We start from the raw sequence: 17,091 nt of genomic DNA, 5'->3' as shown, positions 1-17,091 counted from the left end.
TGTAGCGGTCGACACATTTCTTGAACTCGTATTCGTTAATGAGAGACATAATCTGAGCGAAGATTGTTTTTCCTTTGTTCATGGCTTGCGGATAACCTCTTGATGGCTACCGCAAAGTTACTGATGTTCTAATCGAAAAAATTTCTAATGCTTGTAACTTATTGATGTTTAATAATTAAAACATTGTCGGAGAATTTTTCTCCGGACACTAGTGAACCGCTTTTGTAAATCGCGGCCCGCGCAGAAAACAGTGCCGGGCGGCTCACGATCGAACCGCCCGGCAGGGTTTGAGCGTTTTCCGTAGCCTATTTGCGGACGATGCGGATGGCGAAGCCGCCTCCGGACGCCATCTTCAGCGTCATACGGCGGTCGGCGGGCACTTCGACCACTTCGCGCTTGTAGTCGCAGGCGGCGCGGTCGGCGTTGATCCCGTCGCGGAACACCTCGGCCGTGAAGGCCCCCTCGCCGAGGAATCCCAGGTCGATCGTTAACTCGCGGGCCGACCAGTCGGTCATGCCGCCGACATACCATACGTCACCCTTGCGGCGTGCGATCGAGACGTACTCGCCGACACGTCCGTCCAGTCCGCGGGTCTCGTCCCACGTCGTCGGCACCGCGGCGATGAAGCGCGTGCACTCCTCCTCGCGCAGGTAGTTCGTCGGGGCGTCGCAGAGCATGTTGAACGGCGACTCGAAGATGACGTATTCGGCCAGCTGGCGGCAGCGCGTGCCCTGGCTCATGGCCTCGGAGTTCACCGGGCGGTAGTTGCCGCGCGTGGCGTTGCGCATGGCGCCCTGCGTGTAGTCCATCGGGCCTGCCAGCATGCGGATGTAGGGGATCGTGACGTCGTAGGTCACCTGGTCGATGTCGGTGCCGCTCCACTTCATCTGCTCGAGGCCGAAGACGCCCTCGAAGTTGAGCACGTTGGGATAGGTGCGCTGGAGACCCGTGGGTTTGTGGAATCCGTGCAGGTCGAGGAACAGGTGGTAGCGTGCGGCGGTCTCGGCCAGGCGGTATACGAAGTCGGAGATCTTCTGGTCGTCGCGGTCCATGAAGTCGACCTTGAAGCCCTTGACGCCCATCTCGGAGAAGTGCTTGCAGACACGCTCCATGTCACGCTCCACGGCGTAGTAGCCGGCCCAGAGGACGATGCCCACGTTGCGTTCGCGGCCGTAGTCAACCAGCTCCTGGAGGTCGATCTCGGGGATCACCTGGAAGAGGTCGGCCTTCTTGTTCACGGCCCAGCCCTCGTCGAGGATCACGTACTCGATGCCGTTCTTGGAGGCGAAGTCGATGTAATACTTATAGGTGTCGTTGTTGATGCCGGCGCGGAAGTCCACACCGTAGATGTTCCAGTCGTTCCACCAGTCCCAGGCCACCTTGCCCGGACGGATCCACGAGGTGTCCTCGACGCGCGAGGGCGATGCCAGGCGGTAGACCATGTCGTTGTCGGCCAGCTCGATGTCGTTCCCGGCGATGACGAAGATGCGCCACGGGAAGGCGCGCGTACCCTGCGTGCGGGCTATGAAATCCTCACGCTCGGTAACCATCAGCTGCAGTTCGTTGTGTCCTCCCTGCACCTCCTTGGAGGGGTAGGGGGCGAAGTTGCCGCGCAGGGCCGTTCCGTGCGTGGGGTTGTAGAGGTACATGCCGGGGTACTGCTCGAGGTCGGCCTCCGTGATGGCGATCTTCGCGCATCCGGCGTCGACGAGCAGCGGCACGAAGGCCAGGTGGTTGTCGGCGACCTCGGAGAGCGGCTGTACGGTATAGGTATTCTCGAAGCTGTTGAAGTAGTAGCGCTCGAGGCCTCCCTCCTTGATGCGGGCCTTTACGTAGGGCACCCACGCCTTGAAGTCCTCCGGGAAGCGGATGTCTACGAGCTCGTCGGCCACGACGAGTTCGCCGTCCATGTCGGTGACGAAGCGGTAGGCCACGCCGTCGTCATAGGCGCGGAAGCGGAGCTGGTAGTCGCCCTTGAAGGAGAGGGTCAGTTCGTTGTAGCGGTCTTCGATCGTCGTGCGTTTGTAGAACGGGGCATCGATCGTCTCGTCGTGGCTTTTCACCGCGGCTTTCCGTACGACGGGCTTCGTGCCCAGCGTGCGGCCGTCGGCGAGTTCGAGCGCCAGGTACGAGGGGGCGATCAGCTGTTTGCCGTCGAGCAGCACGCTGTAGGAGACGGCCTCCTTGCCGGCATCCACCTGCACGGCGATTTTCCCGTCGGGGGATTTCACTTCATAGCTTTTTGCCGCGGCGATTCCGGCACCGGCGCAGCAGAGGCAGAGGGTTAGAATGAGTTTTTTCATGGGTTGGATTTTGGTTTCGCACGAAAGTACGAAAAAACCGCCCAAGAGCGAAACCGAATCCGCAGAAAGATGTTTTTTTCCTATATTTGTTACACCGATCCGGACCCCGACGGCGCTTTTCCCGGGCCGGAGCCGCTCCCGATGACCAGAAACAAGGACATATTCACCTTCCGCGACGCCGAGAAGCAGACGGGTCCCGTGGCCTTCTCGACGATGCTCAAACCCGCCGGTTCGGCGTGCAACCTCGACTGCCACTACTGCTACTACCTCAACAAGGCCGTGCAGTACGGGGGCCGTCAGGCGGTGATGCCGGACGAACTGCTCGAGCGCTACATCCGCCAGTACATCGAGGCCAACGACGTGCCGACGGTGACCTTCTGCTGGCACGGCGGGGAGTCGCTGCTCCTGGGTATCGACTTCTACCGGCGGGCCCTGGCCCTTCAGCAGAAGTACGCTGACGGCAAGCGCATCGAGAACACGCTGCAGACCAACGGCACGCTTATCGACGAGGCGTGGTGCGACCTCTTTGCAGCGAACAATTTCCTGGTGGGACTCTCGCTTGACGGCCCGGAGGATCTCCACGACGCCTTCCGCCGCACGAAGGGCGGCCGTCCGACCTTCCGCCGGGTGATGCAGACGGTGGAGATGTTCCGCGCGCGGGGCGTGGAGTACAACACGCTGAGCGTCGTGAACCGCCTCTCGGAGGGGCGTGGGGCGGAGATCTACCGCTTCTTCCGCGACACGGTCCGCAGCCGCTACATGCAGTTCCTCCCGGCCGTGGAGCATGTTGTCGATGTGGAGGGCTTCCACCGCCCGCTGATCGTCTCCCCGGAACGCGAGGGGGCGCGGCTGGCCGAATGGTCGGTCACGGCCGACGGTTACGGGCAGTTCCTCTGCGACGTCTTCGACGAGTGGGTCGTGGGCGACGTGGGGCAGGTCTTCGTGCAGATGTTCGACGCCACGCTGGCGCAGTGGTGCGGCGTGCAGCCGGGCGTCTGCTCGATGGGTGAGACATGCGGAGACGCCCTGGTCGTCGAGCACAACGGCGATGTCTATTCGTGTGACCACTTCGTCTATCCCGAATACAAGTTGGGAAATATCCGCGAGACCCCTTTGGTGGAAATCTATCGTTCGAAGAAGCGCCGCGACTTCGGCCTGGCGAAGCGCAATGCCCTGCCGGCCGAGTGCCTGCGCTGCCGTTACTACTTCGCCTGCCGGGGCGAGTGCCCGAAGCACCGCTTCGAGACCGGATCGGACGGCTGCCGCAAAAATACTCTTTGCGAAGGCCTGTACCACTATTTCCGCCACGTGGAACCTTATATGGAGTACATGCGCGAGATGCTCTCGAAGGAGCAGTCGCCGGCATGGGTCATCCCATTCGCGCGCAAGCGCATGGGTCTGATGTAGCGGCTGCGACGGCGTATCGGAGCACGGCGTGTACTTTCGCCCTCCCCTCCGGATTGCCGGTCAGAAGCCGATGAGCCGCACCTGCTTTTCGAATTCGTTGCGCGCCCCGAGCGCCGAGTTGCGCAACCTGGTGCGGTAGGTGTAGACGGTCGTCGAAGCGCAGTTGAGGAAGCTGGCGATATGTCCGCTGTCGGTAATTCCGAGCCGCATGACGGCCAGGATCCGCAGTTCGGTGGGCAGCGTCTTGTCGGCACGTACGGGGAAACGGGCCGACTCTTCGAGCAGGGCGTTGACCTGCTCGATGAAATCGGGGAAGATGCCGAGGAACGTCTCGTCGAAAATCCGGTAGAAGTCCCGGTAGTCGCGGTCGACATCCGACGGCGACCGCAACTTGCGCATCAGGGCCTCGGGCCCCTCTTTTTTTGCCGTTTTCCGCAATTCGTCCCGATATTGATCGACCCGGCCGATGTACTGTGTGGCCAGGTGCATGTAGCGGAACACGTAGTTGTCCTTGATCCTGTTGGCGTCGCGCAGGCTGTCGTTCAGCTGGCGGATCTGCTCGTTCCACTCGTTGAGCTGCCTGTTGGTCTGCTGCAGCTTCCGGTGCTGCTGCAGGGTATACATGAGCAACAGCAGGATGATGGCGCACAGTGCCATGAAGATGTATATCATGACGGTCAGGATGCGGCTGCGAGAGTTGATGCTGTAGACGACGGCCTGGTTGATGATCATCTCGGCCTGGCTGGAATGGAGGATGCGGGTGTTGTAGTTGCACTCCAGCATGTCGGACATCGTGCACTGGATATAACGCGCCGCGCGCTCCATATCCTTCTCCTCGAACATCAGCAGCGCCAGGTTGTACAGCGAGAGGTACTCGCGGACCGGGGTTTGGAGGTCCGAAATCGCCGTCGTGGCGAGCCATAACTTGTTCTGCTCCCGATTGCCGAGCGCCTCATAGGCGTTGGCGATGTTGTAGGCGATGCGGGCGAGCGTGCGGTTGTTGTACTTTTCGGGGTCGTAGAGCGGCAGCAGAATCTCCAGCGCCTCGTCATAGCGGTGCATGTCCATGAGTTCGAGGGCCCGGAGTCGTTGGCGGGTGACGTACGAGTGTCCGTCGAAGCCGATGCGCGTGTGGCGCAGCCGGACGAGAGAATCGGCATATTTTGCCTGCTGCTCTTCGGGGCCTTCCGAGGCGGCGAGCCGTCCGAAAATCGCCATCTGCTGTGTATAGTAATTCGCCCGCATGCGTTTGTTGATGCCGACCGTGTCGAGCGAGAGGATCAGTTTGTAGGCTCTTCCGACATTGTTGCGGGCGATCTGCACCCCGGCATCGCAGGTTGTCGAGAGGAACTGCATCTCCCGGTCGCCGGTTGCGGCGGCATAACGGTACATCAGTTCGGAGTAACGGGCGGCGGAGTCGATGTCGTAGGTGATGTAGGCGTTGAACAGGTGGTGGGCCATTTGCCATCTTGACGTGTCGTCGGGTGCAGCGCCGAGTCTCCGGCGCAGCGAATCGGCCTGTCGGTTGAAACGCTCTGCGTAGCAGGATTTCTGACTGATGACCCGATCCAGTTCGTCGAATACCTGTTCGTTGCCGTCTTTGCGGCAGGCACAGAAGAGAACGAGACAGGTCGCGACACCGAGGATGGCGGAAAGGGACGGTTTTCTCATCGGCAGCGGTCGTTTGAGGACAAATTTATAAAAAAAAAGCGAATCCCGCATCATTTCCATGGCGCGGGATTCACTTTTCGTGCGGGTCGTTTCCGGAAAGGTTATCCGAAGATCTCTATCCTTATTTCCTTGCGGATGTCCGTTGCCGGGACTTCTACGGTCGGGCACTCCAATTGCGTATCGTACGAAATCCTTGCGGCGCGGCCGTTGACCTTGACGCGGCGGATTTCTCCCATGGCGGGGAGCTGGAGTCTGTAGGCCCGTTGGGGGACCTGCCCTTCGTAGCTGCCCGACGCGGGGCGGATGGTGATGGTCGTCACCTCTCCCTGGCGACGGTAGTTGAGTTCCGTGGTGGCGTACAGGCCGCGTTCGTAATCGCGGGTCAATCCGTCGTCCTCGTAGAGCGTATAGGTGTTGTCGGCATCGCCCGATGCGGGATAGACGCGCATGACGAGCGTGGTGAGCGGTGTCGATGCGGGACGGGGCGTGTAGGGTTGCATGGGCAGCACCCAGCCGCCGCGGACGTAGAGCGGGAATTCGTAGAGCGGTTTGGCGATGCGGCGCACCTGGCCTCCGTCGACACGTTCGTGGGTGAAGAAGTCGTACCATACGTCCCCTGCGGGAAACCACACCTGTTGTGAGGCGATTCTCTCTTCGCCCTCTCCCGGCGAGGTGATCGGCGCGGCGAGCAGGTTGTCCCCGAAGAGGAACTCCTGGGGATTTTCGTAGGCGGGTTTCTCATGCCCGTAGTCGATATACATCGGGCGGTTGAGGGGCACCATCGTCGAGTGGGTCTGCCAGACGCTGCTGTAGATGTAGGGCATCAACTCCGAACGCATGTGGTACATGCGGCGCATGGCGACGGTTTCGCGTTCTCCGCTGAGCCACGGGCGGCGGTCGAGGCGCGCATCCTTCGTGGAATGGACCCGCAGGGCGGCTGAAAGCGCTCCGAATTGTGTCCACCGTACCGTCAGTTCGGGATTCGGGTCACCGCGGAATCCGCCGATGTCGTGCGCCCAGTAATAGCAGCCCGCGTTGCCGCTGGCGGCGGTGAGCTTCACCTCGAAGGCGAGCAGCTCCCAGTTGGCCTGGGCGTCGCCCGAAAACTGGATCGGGTGGCGATGGTCGCCCCAGCCGGCCCAGCGGCTGTATCCGGCGCCGCGCAGCCCTTTCCGCTCGGTTTCGCGGTAGTAGAGCTCGTTGATCCATTGCAGTGTCGTGGAGCGGTAACCGCGCACCTCGGGATAGAGGTAGTTCTGTTGCCAGTCAAGCCACCAGAAGTCGATTCCCAGATCTTCGGTCGAATGGTGGGCATGTTTGAAAAAGGTCTCCATGTATTTTCGGTCCCCAACGTCGAAGAGCAGCGGTTTGGAGGGGTCGGCGCCCATGTCGGCCATAAAGTCTGCGTACATCTCCTCGTGGGGACGGATTCCGTCGTGCGGATGGTCGTTGAGCGATACGGTGACGCCGCGGCGGTGCACCTCGGCGATCAGTGCTCCGGGGTCGGGGATACGCGTGCGGTCCCACGTGTAGCCCGTCCAGCTGCGGCTGCCGGCGTGTCCGGTCCCGATTTGTGCGTCGTAGGTGTGCCACCCCATGTCGAAGACGAGGTTGTCGAGCGGGAAGTCGTTCTCTTCGTATCCGTCGATGATCGAGAGGAACTCTTCGGAGGTATAGTCCCAGTAGCGGCAGTACCAGACGCCGTGGATGTATTTGCGGGTCATGGGCACGTGCCCGCTGATGGCCCCCAGGTCGGCGAGGGCGGCCCGGTAGTCGTTGCCGTAGACGAAGCAGTACTGGTCCTGTACGTGGCTTTTCGTGTCGCGCGGGGCGAGCCATCCGTCGATCAGCAGGTCGGTGCGTTCGTCGTCGATCACGTACCAGCCGTCGCGGCTCAGCAGCCCGTCGTGCATGGGAATCTCCCCGGTGACGCGGTCGAGGGTCTCGATCGGGCCTCCGAGGTTATTGCGGAAGATGCAGCGGTTGGTGAATTTCTTCTCTTTGCCGTTGAGGGTATAGTAGGCTGCGAAGTTGTGGAGCCCGAAAGGAAATCCGTCGTGTTCGTAGACGATGCGCAGGGCCGAGGTCGTGATCTCGTAGCGGTTGTCGCCCAACGCGCGGACCTTGAACTCGGTGGCGGGGAGCAGGTTGCTTCTGTCGTAGGCGAAGTAGGTCGGGGCGTCGATGAATTTCCCGTCATGGGCGAACTCCAGCCGGAACAGGGTCGGGGTGATGAGCGTCAGGCGGTTCTCACCGAAGACAAGGGGGTTTTCGAAGTCCTGCGCCCGGGCGGAGAGCCCGTAGCACATGGCGATCAGGAGTGCGAGAATCGTTTTTTTCATGGGCAGAGACATGGTTGAGATCCTCCGTGCCTCCCGCAGGAGGGCACGGAGGGTTGTTGAGACCGTGGACTATTCGTTCTGGATGCTTTCGGTGTATACGTTCCCGTAGGGGTCGGTAGCCTTCACCGTGACCTTCTCCCAGGAGTCTGAAACGGGCTTGTAGTAGAACATGTGGTCGTTCTTATCCTCGGGTTCGGCCGTCGGACGGTGTTCGGGGACGGTTTCGCCGAACATGAAGTCGTATGCACGGCGGTCCATTTCGTACTTGAGGTTCGAGTCCGAGGGGAGCGTCACCCAGTCGGAATTGTCCTCCTGCACCTCGACCGTCCAGGTGGTGTGCCAGTTGAAGATGTTGAAGATCAGTCCGTCGCGGTACTGCTCCGAGACGGCCTCACCCGGGCCGTAGAGGTACATCTGGTATTCGCGCGGATAGGCCGTACCCTTGTAGTACCAGTTCTTGATCCGGTTCCCTTCGATTTCGTAGACCGCATAACCGCGGGGACTGCCGTCGTTGCACAGCTCTTTCCCGTTCCAGTAGGCCCCCATGACGGACCCGAGCGTGTTCTCCTCGATCGATTCGGAGATGGTGGTCGTGTAGTTGTTGTGCGAGTGTCCCGAGAGGATGCGCACCTGGTAGCCGTCGAGCAGAGCATAGAGTTCCTCGCAGTTCTCGACTTGGGTCGAGGGACGGTTGCGGCGCGACGTCGGGATGTGCACGCCCAGGATGATGAGCTTGTCTTTGGGAACGTATTGCAGGTCCTGCTCCAGCCAGGCCATCTGCTCGTCGGTGATGTCGGCCGTATAGGAGGACGAGCCCGCGTAGAGGACATCGTCGAGGACGATGAAGTGGCAGTCCCCGATGTTGTAGGAGTAATACGTGGGGCCGAATGCCGACTCGAAGCTGGCGTCGGCCTCCGTATCGTCGGAGACAGCCTTGTCGTGGTCGTGGTTTCCGATGGCCTGGAATACGGGGACGCCGATCTTTTGGATTCGCTCCTTGTAGATCGTGTGGTAGGGCATGTTGTCCCATACCAGGTCGCCCAGCGAGATGCCGTAGACGGGAGCCTGCAGCTCCTCCTGTACGTAGGGGATCAGGAACGGAAGCACCTCTTCGTCGAGCATCGTCACCTCGTCTTCGCGGCCGATCTGCACGTCGGCCAGTGCCAGAAGGGTGAAACGCTCCTTTTTGGCGGCCCGTTCGAGCTTGAAGCTGCGCTGCACGACGTCGTTGTCGCCCAAAGCGATCTTCTTGTATATCTTCGGATGCCCGTTTTCCATCGGGATCTCATACTCCGCGGGCACGGAGACAAAGACGAACGGAGTCGTCCGTTTGACGCGCATCTGGTAAATGCCCCGGGCATCGGTGGTGGTCACCGTGAAGCCGTCGCTGACAACGACACCTTCGATCGGATTCTTGCCGTCGGTAACGCGCCCTACGAGGTTCATGCCGGGTTCGGGCTCGATGTCCACCTTTTCGTGAAGTGCTCCGAGAATCTGGGCGCCTTCGTCCTCGCTGCAGGCGACCGAACCGGTGACCAGCAGAAAGGCCAACAGATAATATTTGATGTATTTGATCATTTTTTCGGTTTTTAATGTTCAACACTCTTGAATCCGGTGCCCGCGGGCGCTATTGCGGGTTATAGCCCGTATACCCGGGATTCTGTTTGATCAGGTTGTTGGCCGAGATGGCCGAGTTGGGAATCGGGAACAGGTTCAGATTCCTGGCCTGTTCTTCGTCGCCGAGCGGCGTGTGGTCCCACCATGCGTCGGTCGTGAACTTGTTCCAGCGGATCAGGTCGGTACGGCGGCGCCCCTCGCCCAGGAACTCGATCATCCATTCGTCGAGCATGCGGTATTCATCGAGGTTGTCGGCCGTCACGGGGTCGGGGTCCTCCCTGTTCTCGAAGTTGCGCGCACGTACCTGGTTGATCAGCGCGGCGGCCGTTCCCTTCTGCCCTGCCCGCATCTCGCATTCGGCCAGCATGTAGTAGATCTCCGTCAGCCGGATGACCGGGCAATCGGGATTCCATCGCAACTGGATGTCGTCAAGGTCGGGTTGCGGGGACTTTACCAGGCGGACGCCTGAGTTCTCCTCGCCGTCGGCCATCGTCGAGGTCAGCTCGGCGACCGAATTGTACTTGCTGCCGACCTCCGAGAAACGGGCGACCTGGTCGACCAGGTTGATCACCTTGCCGCTGTACTCCTTCTGCCCGAGGCACTGTTTCGACGGGTCGTTGGGGTTGGTCTGCTCACCGATGAGGAACATACCCTCGTATTGTCCGTTGCCGAGGTAGCGATAGGGCTTCTTGCGCAGGTCCTTGTCGTGGAATTTCCGGTAGGTGTTGCCCAGTTTCCATTGGTTATAGTAGCGGCCCTGGGGGTCGAGCGAGGGGGTCAGCATGAATCCGTTGTATCCGGCCGTCTCGCTCCCGAAGTACTCATAGGCCGAATAGTGGTAGAAGTATTTGAAATACCAGTTCCATTCGAGTTTGGCATTTTCAGAGGGCACCGTCCAGATCACCTCCGGCGAGGTGTTGTTGTCGAAACTGTGAGGGCCGTACCAGGTGTCATCGAGATCGTAGGTGCCATAGACGCCTCCGATGATGTCGCGGCAGAGCTTGGCACACTCCTCGAAACGCTCCTCGCCGATGTAGGCGACGGCATTGAAGTAGAGCTGGGCCAGCATCGCTGCGGCAGCCGCCTGCTTGATGTAGCCGTCTTCGGATGCCCCGAGCGTCGTCTTCTTCGTGAGGGTCGGGATCGCCTCCTTGAGCAGGGTCTCGACATGCTCGAAGGTCTCGCGGGCCGTACTGCGGCCCCGGAGGTCGTCGTTGACCGAATAGTAGATGGGCATGCCTCCGAAGTAGTCGAGCCCGCGCATGTAGAAGTAGGCCGTGATGGCGTTCAGCTGGTTGATGTGGTCGGCCTTGACCTTGTCGTCGAGCCCGATGGCGTTGTAGTCTACGGCCTGGAGGTCGGCTTTGGCCTCCAGGGCGCGCGAGATGCCCCCGGTGGTGCCGTCGTAGGTATTGACGATGAACCGGTCGTCGGGCGACCAGGTGTGGTAGTGCAGGCGATAGTATTCTCCGCCGTTGTACCAGTCGCTGCCACGTTTGGGACATACCATCTCGTCGGTGGTCAGTTCCTGGAGGTACCACCTGTCGGCCCCGATGTACCATTTCCAGTGGGTGAAGGGCCGGCACAGCACGGCGTAGGTGCTTTCGGGCGAGGTGATGAAGGTGTCGGGGGTGACTTCCGAGTAGAATTTCTCGTCGAGGTCGCAGGAGGGTGCGGAGATGGCGGCGACCCCGGCCAGTACGGCAATTATATGTTTCTTGATCATAACGATTTTCGATTTTGGATTAGAAGGTTATCTGCACACCCAGCGTAAAGCGGGTCGTCTGCGGATACATCGATGCGGTGTCGTTGACGTACTCGAATCCGGGATAGAGCCCGTTGATGTCGACTTCGGGGTTGAGCCCGTTGTAGTTGGTGAAGACGGCCAGGTCGCGGATCGTCAGGTAGAGTTTCGCGGACTGAATGTAGCGCGTCCATTTTCTCAGGTCGAGCGTATATCCGAGGTTGATGGCGTCGATCTTGAGGAACGATCCGTCGTCGAGCCAGTAGTCGCAGAGGATCTTTTCGTCCTTGATGTTGCGGTTGCGCGTGTAGGCCGACTTGAGGACGTTGAGCTGCGAGTCATTGGCCAGTCCGTAGTACATGTTCACCTGGCTGAAGACGTCGTAGTCGAGCCAGCTGCGCAGGTAGACCGACAGGTCCCAGTTCTTGTACTTGAAGGTGTGGTCCCACGACAGAATGACCTTCGGAATCGCGTTGCCGACGAAATGCTTGTTCTCGGCGATGAGGTTCGAGGTGCTGCCGTCAATGGCCGGTACGATTTCGTTGTTCTTGTCGTAGATCAGCCACTTGCCGTTCTCGTCGAGCCCGGCGTATTTGTAGATGAAGAACTGTCCCAGCTCAAGTCCGTTCTGCAGGCGCACGGCCGTTCCCGGGTTGCCCGGCGAGGGGAACGTCACCTCGTCGAGGAAGAACCCGTCGTCTCCCAACCGGTTGATGCGAGTCTTGTTGTGCGACAGGCGTACCGACGACGTATAGCGGAAGTTCTTGCTGCGTACGATGTCCCCGCCGAGCTCGAACTCCCAGCCTCTGTTCTCGAGGCTGCCGATGTTCTTCATCACCGTGTCGTGCACCATCGGGGGCATCGGGGCGTTGACGTTGTAGAGCATGTCGTTGACCTGACGGTAATAGAGGTCGAATTTTCCCCAGAGGCGGTTGTCGAAGAGCGCGAAATCGAACCCGACGTTCAACTCGGACTTCTCCTCCCATTTCAGATCGGGGTTGATGTTGCGGACCGAGCCGTATCCGGGCTGCCAGATCCCGTTGGTGGGCCACATGTCGTTGGCCGTGTACATGCGGGTCGTGTAGCCGTTTCCGAAACCGTTGTTACCCGTTACGCCGTATCCGAGGCGGATCTTGAGGTCGTCGATCCAGCGGATGTCGCGCATGAAGGCCTCGTTCGAGAGGCGCCAGCCTCCCGAGACGGCCCAGAAATTACCCCATCGGTTGTTCGGGCCGAATTTTGAGGAACCTTCGCGGCGGAAGCTTACCGTTGCCATGTAGCGGTCCTTGTACGAGTAGTTGGCACGCCCAAAGAGCGACAGCAGCCGTTCGCGCGGGTCCTTGCTCGAATCCATCGAGGCGCGGCCGTCCGTGAGGTACGAACCGACGCCCATGTCCCACGGGCCGACTCCGTCGACCGGGAAGTCGTAGTTCGACATGCTGAAGCTCTCGCCTCCGGCCTGCCAGAAGCTGTATCCGGCCACGACGTCGAGCGTATGGTCCTCGGCGAAGGTGCGGTGGTAGTTGGCGTATGCCTCGACCGAAACGCGGTTATCCTTGCTGAACTTGTGCGAGGCACCTCCGCGGCGGCTGTTGTCGATCGACTCCTTGTGGTCATGCGAGACGTAGGTGTACTCCTGGTACTGGCGCTTGTCGATGCCTACGGTCCCTTGCAGCGAGAGCCCCTTCATCAGGTTGATTTTCACCGTGGCGTCGGCCAGCAGCCATTGGTCCTTGCCGTTTTTCGTGCGCAGCATGATGTCGGCAACAGGGTTGAAGCTCGTGCCGGAGATGCCGTTCCCCACGACGTTGTAGTCCGAGGGATTCTCGGGGTCGTAGAGCGGGATGGTGGGGTTGAGCCCGAACGCCATCTTGAAGATTCCCGACGAGTTGCGGTTGTCGCGCTCCGCCTCGCGGAACTGGGCGTTGGCGCGTACCTCGACCAGTCCGTCGAAGAGGTTGAAACGTGCATTGATACGTCCCGAATAGTCCTTGCGGTTGTCGCCGATAACGATACCTTTCTGGTCCTGGGCCATGAACGAGGTATAGACCTGGGCGGCCTCAGTACCTCCCGAGAGGCTCACCGTATGGCGCTGCGAGAATGGCAGCTCGTTGGTCAGCTCCTTGAACCAGTCGGTATCCGATCCGTAATCCTCGCCGAGCCCGTATTCGACATACTCGCTCGAGGAGAGCAGGTCGGGGTATTTGCGGATGCTTTCGATCGAGAATTCTCCCGTATAGTTTACGCTTACGCGCCCCTGTTTGGCCCGTTTGGTCGTGATGAGGATCACGCCGCCGGCCGCGCGTGTGCCGTAGATGGCACCTGCCGAGGCATCCTTCAGTACGTCGATCGACTCGATGTCTTCCTGGATGAGGGCGCGCATGTCGCCGCCGGGGATGCCATCGATCACGACGAGAGGGCTCTGGCTGGCATTGATCGATGCCACGCCGCGCAACTGGAATCCGTTGCTGCTGTTGGGGCTGGAGCTGCCCGAAATAGTCAGTCCGGGAACCTTGCCCTGAAGTACCGTGGCGATTGTCGACCCGCCCATGCCGGTGGTCAGGTCGTCGCCCTTGATCGAGGTGATGGATGAGGTCACCGACTTCTTTTCCATCGTGCCGTATCCGATGACCACGACATCCTTGAGTACCTGGCTGTCGTCCTGCAGGGTGATATTGATGACTGATTGCGTGCCGATCTCCACCGTCTGTTCGGCATATCCGATGTACGAGAACTTCAGCTGCCCGGCGGCCGGGGCATTGATCGCATAGTTTCCGTCGATGTCGGTCGTCGTTCCGGTTGTCGTGCCGACGACCACGACGGTGGCGCCGACGAGCGGCTCGCCGGCCGCGTCGGTCACCCGGCCGCTCACCTGGTTGCGGGTTTGTGCCTGCAGGGACAGCGCGGCTGTCGTCAGCAGCAGGCAGCATACGATGCGCAGAAGATAGCCCCCAAGGGATCTCCCCGTCGCTGCAAATCTCTTGTTCATATCTGACAGTATGTTTTTCATGTTTGGGTCCCGTTAAATTATTCTACTGCGGTTTTCGTCATCTTGATGTCGTTGAGGAACCAGCGGAAATAGCCGCTTGCATCCTGTTGTGTGGAGCGGATGACGATCCGGGTGTCGGCGGTGATGCCGTAGCACGTCACGCTCATGGGCGTCCATCCCCAGACCGGATCGGGGGTCATGGGGGCGCTCAACTTCTCCGAGTCGCCGTTTACCGTGCCGGGGCCTTCGAGAATCTCGACCGTGACGGTAATGGCATCGGGATTTCCCGATCCGCCAATATTGGCGCAGGTCTCGAACGCAAGTTCCACATCGGTGCACTGCCCTGCAGGAACGTCGATGGCCGGAAGGATGACTCCCGTCTGCTTGTTCTTGCCGCCCATGTGGAGGTAGTCGGAGGCGATGTAGAGGCAGTTCGCACCCGGATTGAGGTCCTCGAGGCCGCATGCCGCCCAGGCGGCCTTGATCTCGTCGTTCGCCTGCACGCTGAGTCGCGTCCATTTGGTGCCGTCGAGCCCGACCTGGTCGTCCATGCCGAACGGGATGGCCCAGTCGAACGGCTCTTCGTAGTAGACATGTCCGATTGCCTTTCCGTCGTCATCGTAGATATTGGTTTTGGTGTTCTGCGAGACGGTGAGCGTAGCTTCCAATCCGTTGAGCGAGGTGGTGATCTTCACCGCTCCCTCGCGGGGTGCTCCCGAAGTGTTTTCGTCGACGAGAAGCGTCACCTCCGTCTCCCCTGCCTCTCCCGAGGCGGGTTCGATCGACAGCCAGTCGTCGCAGGTCGATGTCCACGCTTCGGCGGATGTGATCGTGAAGGTCAGCGGGGTCTGGGCCTCGTCGGAGAATCCGAATTTGTTCACACGGAAATTGTCGGCGGAGAGTTTTAATCCCTCGAGATTCTGGATGACGGTGACGGTCTCGCTCTTCGACCCGGCGTTGATGACGAACGATCCCGTGCGTTCGCCGCCGGTTTTGTTCTGCTCGACGGTCAGTTCGATGCTCATGTCGCCGGCCTCCCCGGAGGTGGCGGCCGGAGTGATCCACTTGCTGTTGTCGGCAACCGTGATTGTCCAGTCGCTGTTGGTCGAGAGGTATATTTCGGCCTTTTCGCCCGTTTCGAGCAGTCCCGACTTCACGACAGTGATCTCCGTCGGGGAGACGGAAAGCGCGTCGACCTTGAGTTTCTGCGTGACGGCGATGGTGCGGCGTGTTCCGCCTTCGCCTTCGAAGATAATGAATCCGGTGCGGTCCTTGCCGGTATTGTTCTCGTCAATGTCGAGGAAGATGCGTACACGGCCGCGGTCTCCCTCACTATGGGTGAGGTGAATCCACTCTTCGACGTAGGTGGCCTGCCACGAACGGTTGGTCCCCAGTTCGAAATTCACCATCTCTCCCTCAACGGTAAGTCCGGTATATTCGACCTCGATCTCCTGCTGGGTGACCGTGAGAAATGCATCGGGTTCGGTTTCGTTGCATCCTGCCAGCCCGATTCCCGACATGAACAGCAGGGCGGACGTTGCCCTGAATAACATATGTTTGAAATTCATGGTGTTTCGGTTTATGATTGTTGACCCAGTTTAGTTGCGGGGCGCCTTGACCATCTTGATGTTGTCGAGGTACCAGCGGTGGTATCCCGATTGTCCGAATTGAGTGGAGCGTATGACGATTTGCGAACGGTCGGAGACGCCGTAGAGCGTAACCTTCATGCTTACCCACTGGTTCCAGGAGGTGACGCTCGACATGGTGAGCGCATCGCTGGTCTTGGAGGTGGGGCCGTCGACGGTTCCCGGGCCTTCGTAGACCTCGACGGTCACCGATGTGTCGTCGATGCCGCGGAGCGTGATGTCGGATCCCGAGCCGTTGATCGAGACGACCGGAGCAGCATCGAAGGTCAGCGTGACGGTCGAGGATTTCTCCTTCTCGATGTACTTGCCCATGTCGATGGCCAGTCCGTTCTGCTGGTTGTTCTTGCCCATCTTGAAGTAGTGCTTGGCCATGTAGAAGGCATTGCCGGCGTAGTTGTACTCGCTGTAGCCCATCTCTTCGAACTTTGCTACGGCAGCGGACTCGTTGCGGACGGGCGTCGTGGAACTCTGGTCGGGGAACTGTACCTGGTCGTCGCCTCCGAACTGTTCGCACCATGCGAAGTCGTCCTCGAGGTAGACATGGCCGATCTCCAGCCCGTCGTCGGTGTCGGGGTCGAGCGTCTGTGTTACGGTTACGGTTTCAGTCAGTTCCTCGCTCGTCACCGTGAGGTATGCGGTGCGGGCTTTCTCGGTGTCGTTGGCCTCGACATCGATCACAACCGTCACGCGGCCTTTCCCGACGGGTTTGTCGACCGAAAGCCAGTCGGCTGAAGGAATGATGGTATAGCCACGGTTGGCCAGAATGTCCAGCGTGGCTTTTGATCCGGTGCTCAGCGTTCCGGTCTGGATGACCTCCACGCTGACCTTGCTCACGATGAGCCTGGCAGCCGCATCTTTTGCCTTGTCCTCGATGCAGGAGGATGCAAGCAGACCGATGAGGAGCGCAGGAAGCAACATGCGTAAAAATGTTTTCTTCATAGGTTGGCAAGTTTTGGTTTGTGATATGGATTGAGAAATGTTAAAAAAATTACAAATCGTAAGTCGGGCTCATTGCTTTGCAAAATTATCTATTTTATGAAAGGCGGGAAAGTGCAATACCTGATAATATAGATCAATTCATCTTATTATGCATTTATAATCAGTTCCTTGTATCTATATATTCCCGGTCGTTATATAGACGTATGGACTTGTGTTTGGGCAGGAAAATCCTCTTTGAAAGTTTTTTTGTCGACGGATTGGGCTTATACGGGGCTTTTCATATTTCATATCGAAACACTGCTGTCCGGAGAAATTTTACCATAAAGTAGGTTGCTCGACAGAACCCGCCTCCGGAACACTAACGGGAGTTGTCGGCTGATTATAAATTTCACGGATATCCGCCCTCTGGAAGAGGACTTGTCCGATTGAGTTA

The 17,091-nt window shown here is 59.5% G+C and carries 10 protein-coding genes; 1 reads left to right on the top strand and 9 read right to left on the bottom strand.

The window, feature by feature from the left end; genetic code table 11:
* Positions 1 to 82 (bottom strand): DUF4372 domain-containing protein (locus tag Q1Y33_RS04875; protein ID WP_300798627.1); only part of this gene is annotated, 82 nt, incomplete at its 3' end.
* A gap of 223 nt (positions 83 to 305) precedes the next feature.
* Entirely contained in the window at positions 306 to 2,303 is a 1,998-nt protein-coding gene (locus Q1Y33_RS04870; protein WP_300798626.1) for a glycoside hydrolase family 97 protein, read from the bottom strand.
* Between the two features lie 141 nt (positions 2,304 to 2,444).
* On the opposite strand from Q1Y33_RS04870, the gene Q1Y33_RS04865 reads away from it, so the two are divergent.
* Positions 2,445 to 3,710: an anaerobic sulfatase-maturation protein gene (locus tag Q1Y33_RS04865; protein WP_300798625.1), complete on the top strand. Its 1,266-nt coding sequence runs from the start codon at positions 2,445 to 2,447 to the stop codon at positions 3,708 to 3,710.
* Between the two features lie 60 nt (positions 3,711 to 3,770).
* Here the strand turns inward: Q1Y33_RS04865 and Q1Y33_RS04860 are convergent, their stop codons facing one another.
* The 7 genes from Q1Y33_RS04860 to Q1Y33_RS04830 all read right to left on the bottom strand — a co-directional run bounded on the left by Q1Y33_RS04860 (position 3,771) and on the right by Q1Y33_RS04830 (position 16,658).
* Entirely contained in the window at positions 3,771 to 5,381 is a 1,611-nt protein-coding gene (locus tag Q1Y33_RS04860) for a DUF6377 domain-containing protein (protein ID WP_300798624.1), read from the bottom strand.
* A 101-nt stretch (positions 5,382 to 5,482) separates the two neighbouring features.
* The gene (locus tag Q1Y33_RS04855) at positions 5,483 to 7,723 is read right to left on the bottom strand and encodes a glycoside hydrolase family 31 protein (RefSeq protein WP_300798623.1); all 2,241 of its coding nucleotides are present in this window, start codon (positions 7,721 to 7,723) and stop codon (positions 5,483 to 5,485) included.
* 69 nt (positions 7,724 to 7,792) lie between these two features.
* Entirely contained in the window at positions 7,793 to 9,301 is a 1,509-nt protein-coding gene (locus Q1Y33_RS04850; protein WP_300103077.1) for a calcineurin-like phosphoesterase family protein, read from the bottom strand.
* 49 nt (positions 9,302 to 9,350) lie between these two features.
* On the bottom strand, positions 9,351 to 11,066 hold the full coding sequence (locus Q1Y33_RS04845; RefSeq protein ID WP_300798622.1) for a RagB/SusD family nutrient uptake outer membrane protein: 1,716 nt from the start codon (positions 11,064 to 11,066) through the stop codon (positions 9,351 to 9,353).
* 19 nt (positions 11,067 to 11,085) lie between these two features.
* Positions 11,086 to 14,073, bottom strand: a complete 2,988-nt coding sequence (locus Q1Y33_RS04840) for a SusC/RagA family TonB-linked outer membrane protein (protein ID WP_300798621.1) — start codon at positions 14,071 to 14,073, stop codon at positions 11,086 to 11,088.
* Between the two features lie 38 nt (positions 14,074 to 14,111).
* Positions 14,112 to 15,626 (bottom strand): BACON domain-containing protein, encoded by a 1,515-nt coding sequence (locus Q1Y33_RS04835; RefSeq protein ID WP_300798620.1) that lies wholly within the window; start codon positions 15,624 to 15,626, stop codon positions 14,112 to 14,114.
* Positions 15,627 to 15,671: 45 nt separating this feature from the next.
* Positions 15,672 to 16,658, bottom strand: coding sequence for a BACON domain-containing protein (locus tag Q1Y33_RS04830; RefSeq protein WP_300798619.1), 987 nt, complete (start codon positions 16,656 to 16,658; stop codon positions 15,672 to 15,674).
* Between the last annotated feature and the right edge of the window lie 433 nt (positions 16,659 to 17,091).

It is taken from the genome of uncultured Alistipes sp. (genome assembly GCF_949296715.1).
Lineage (GTDB): Bacteria > Bacteroidota > Bacteroidia > Bacteroidales > Rikenellaceae > Alistipes.
The sequence above is the reverse complement of the archived record's forward strand: the minus strand, read 5'-3'. Positions and strand labels throughout refer to the sequence as shown.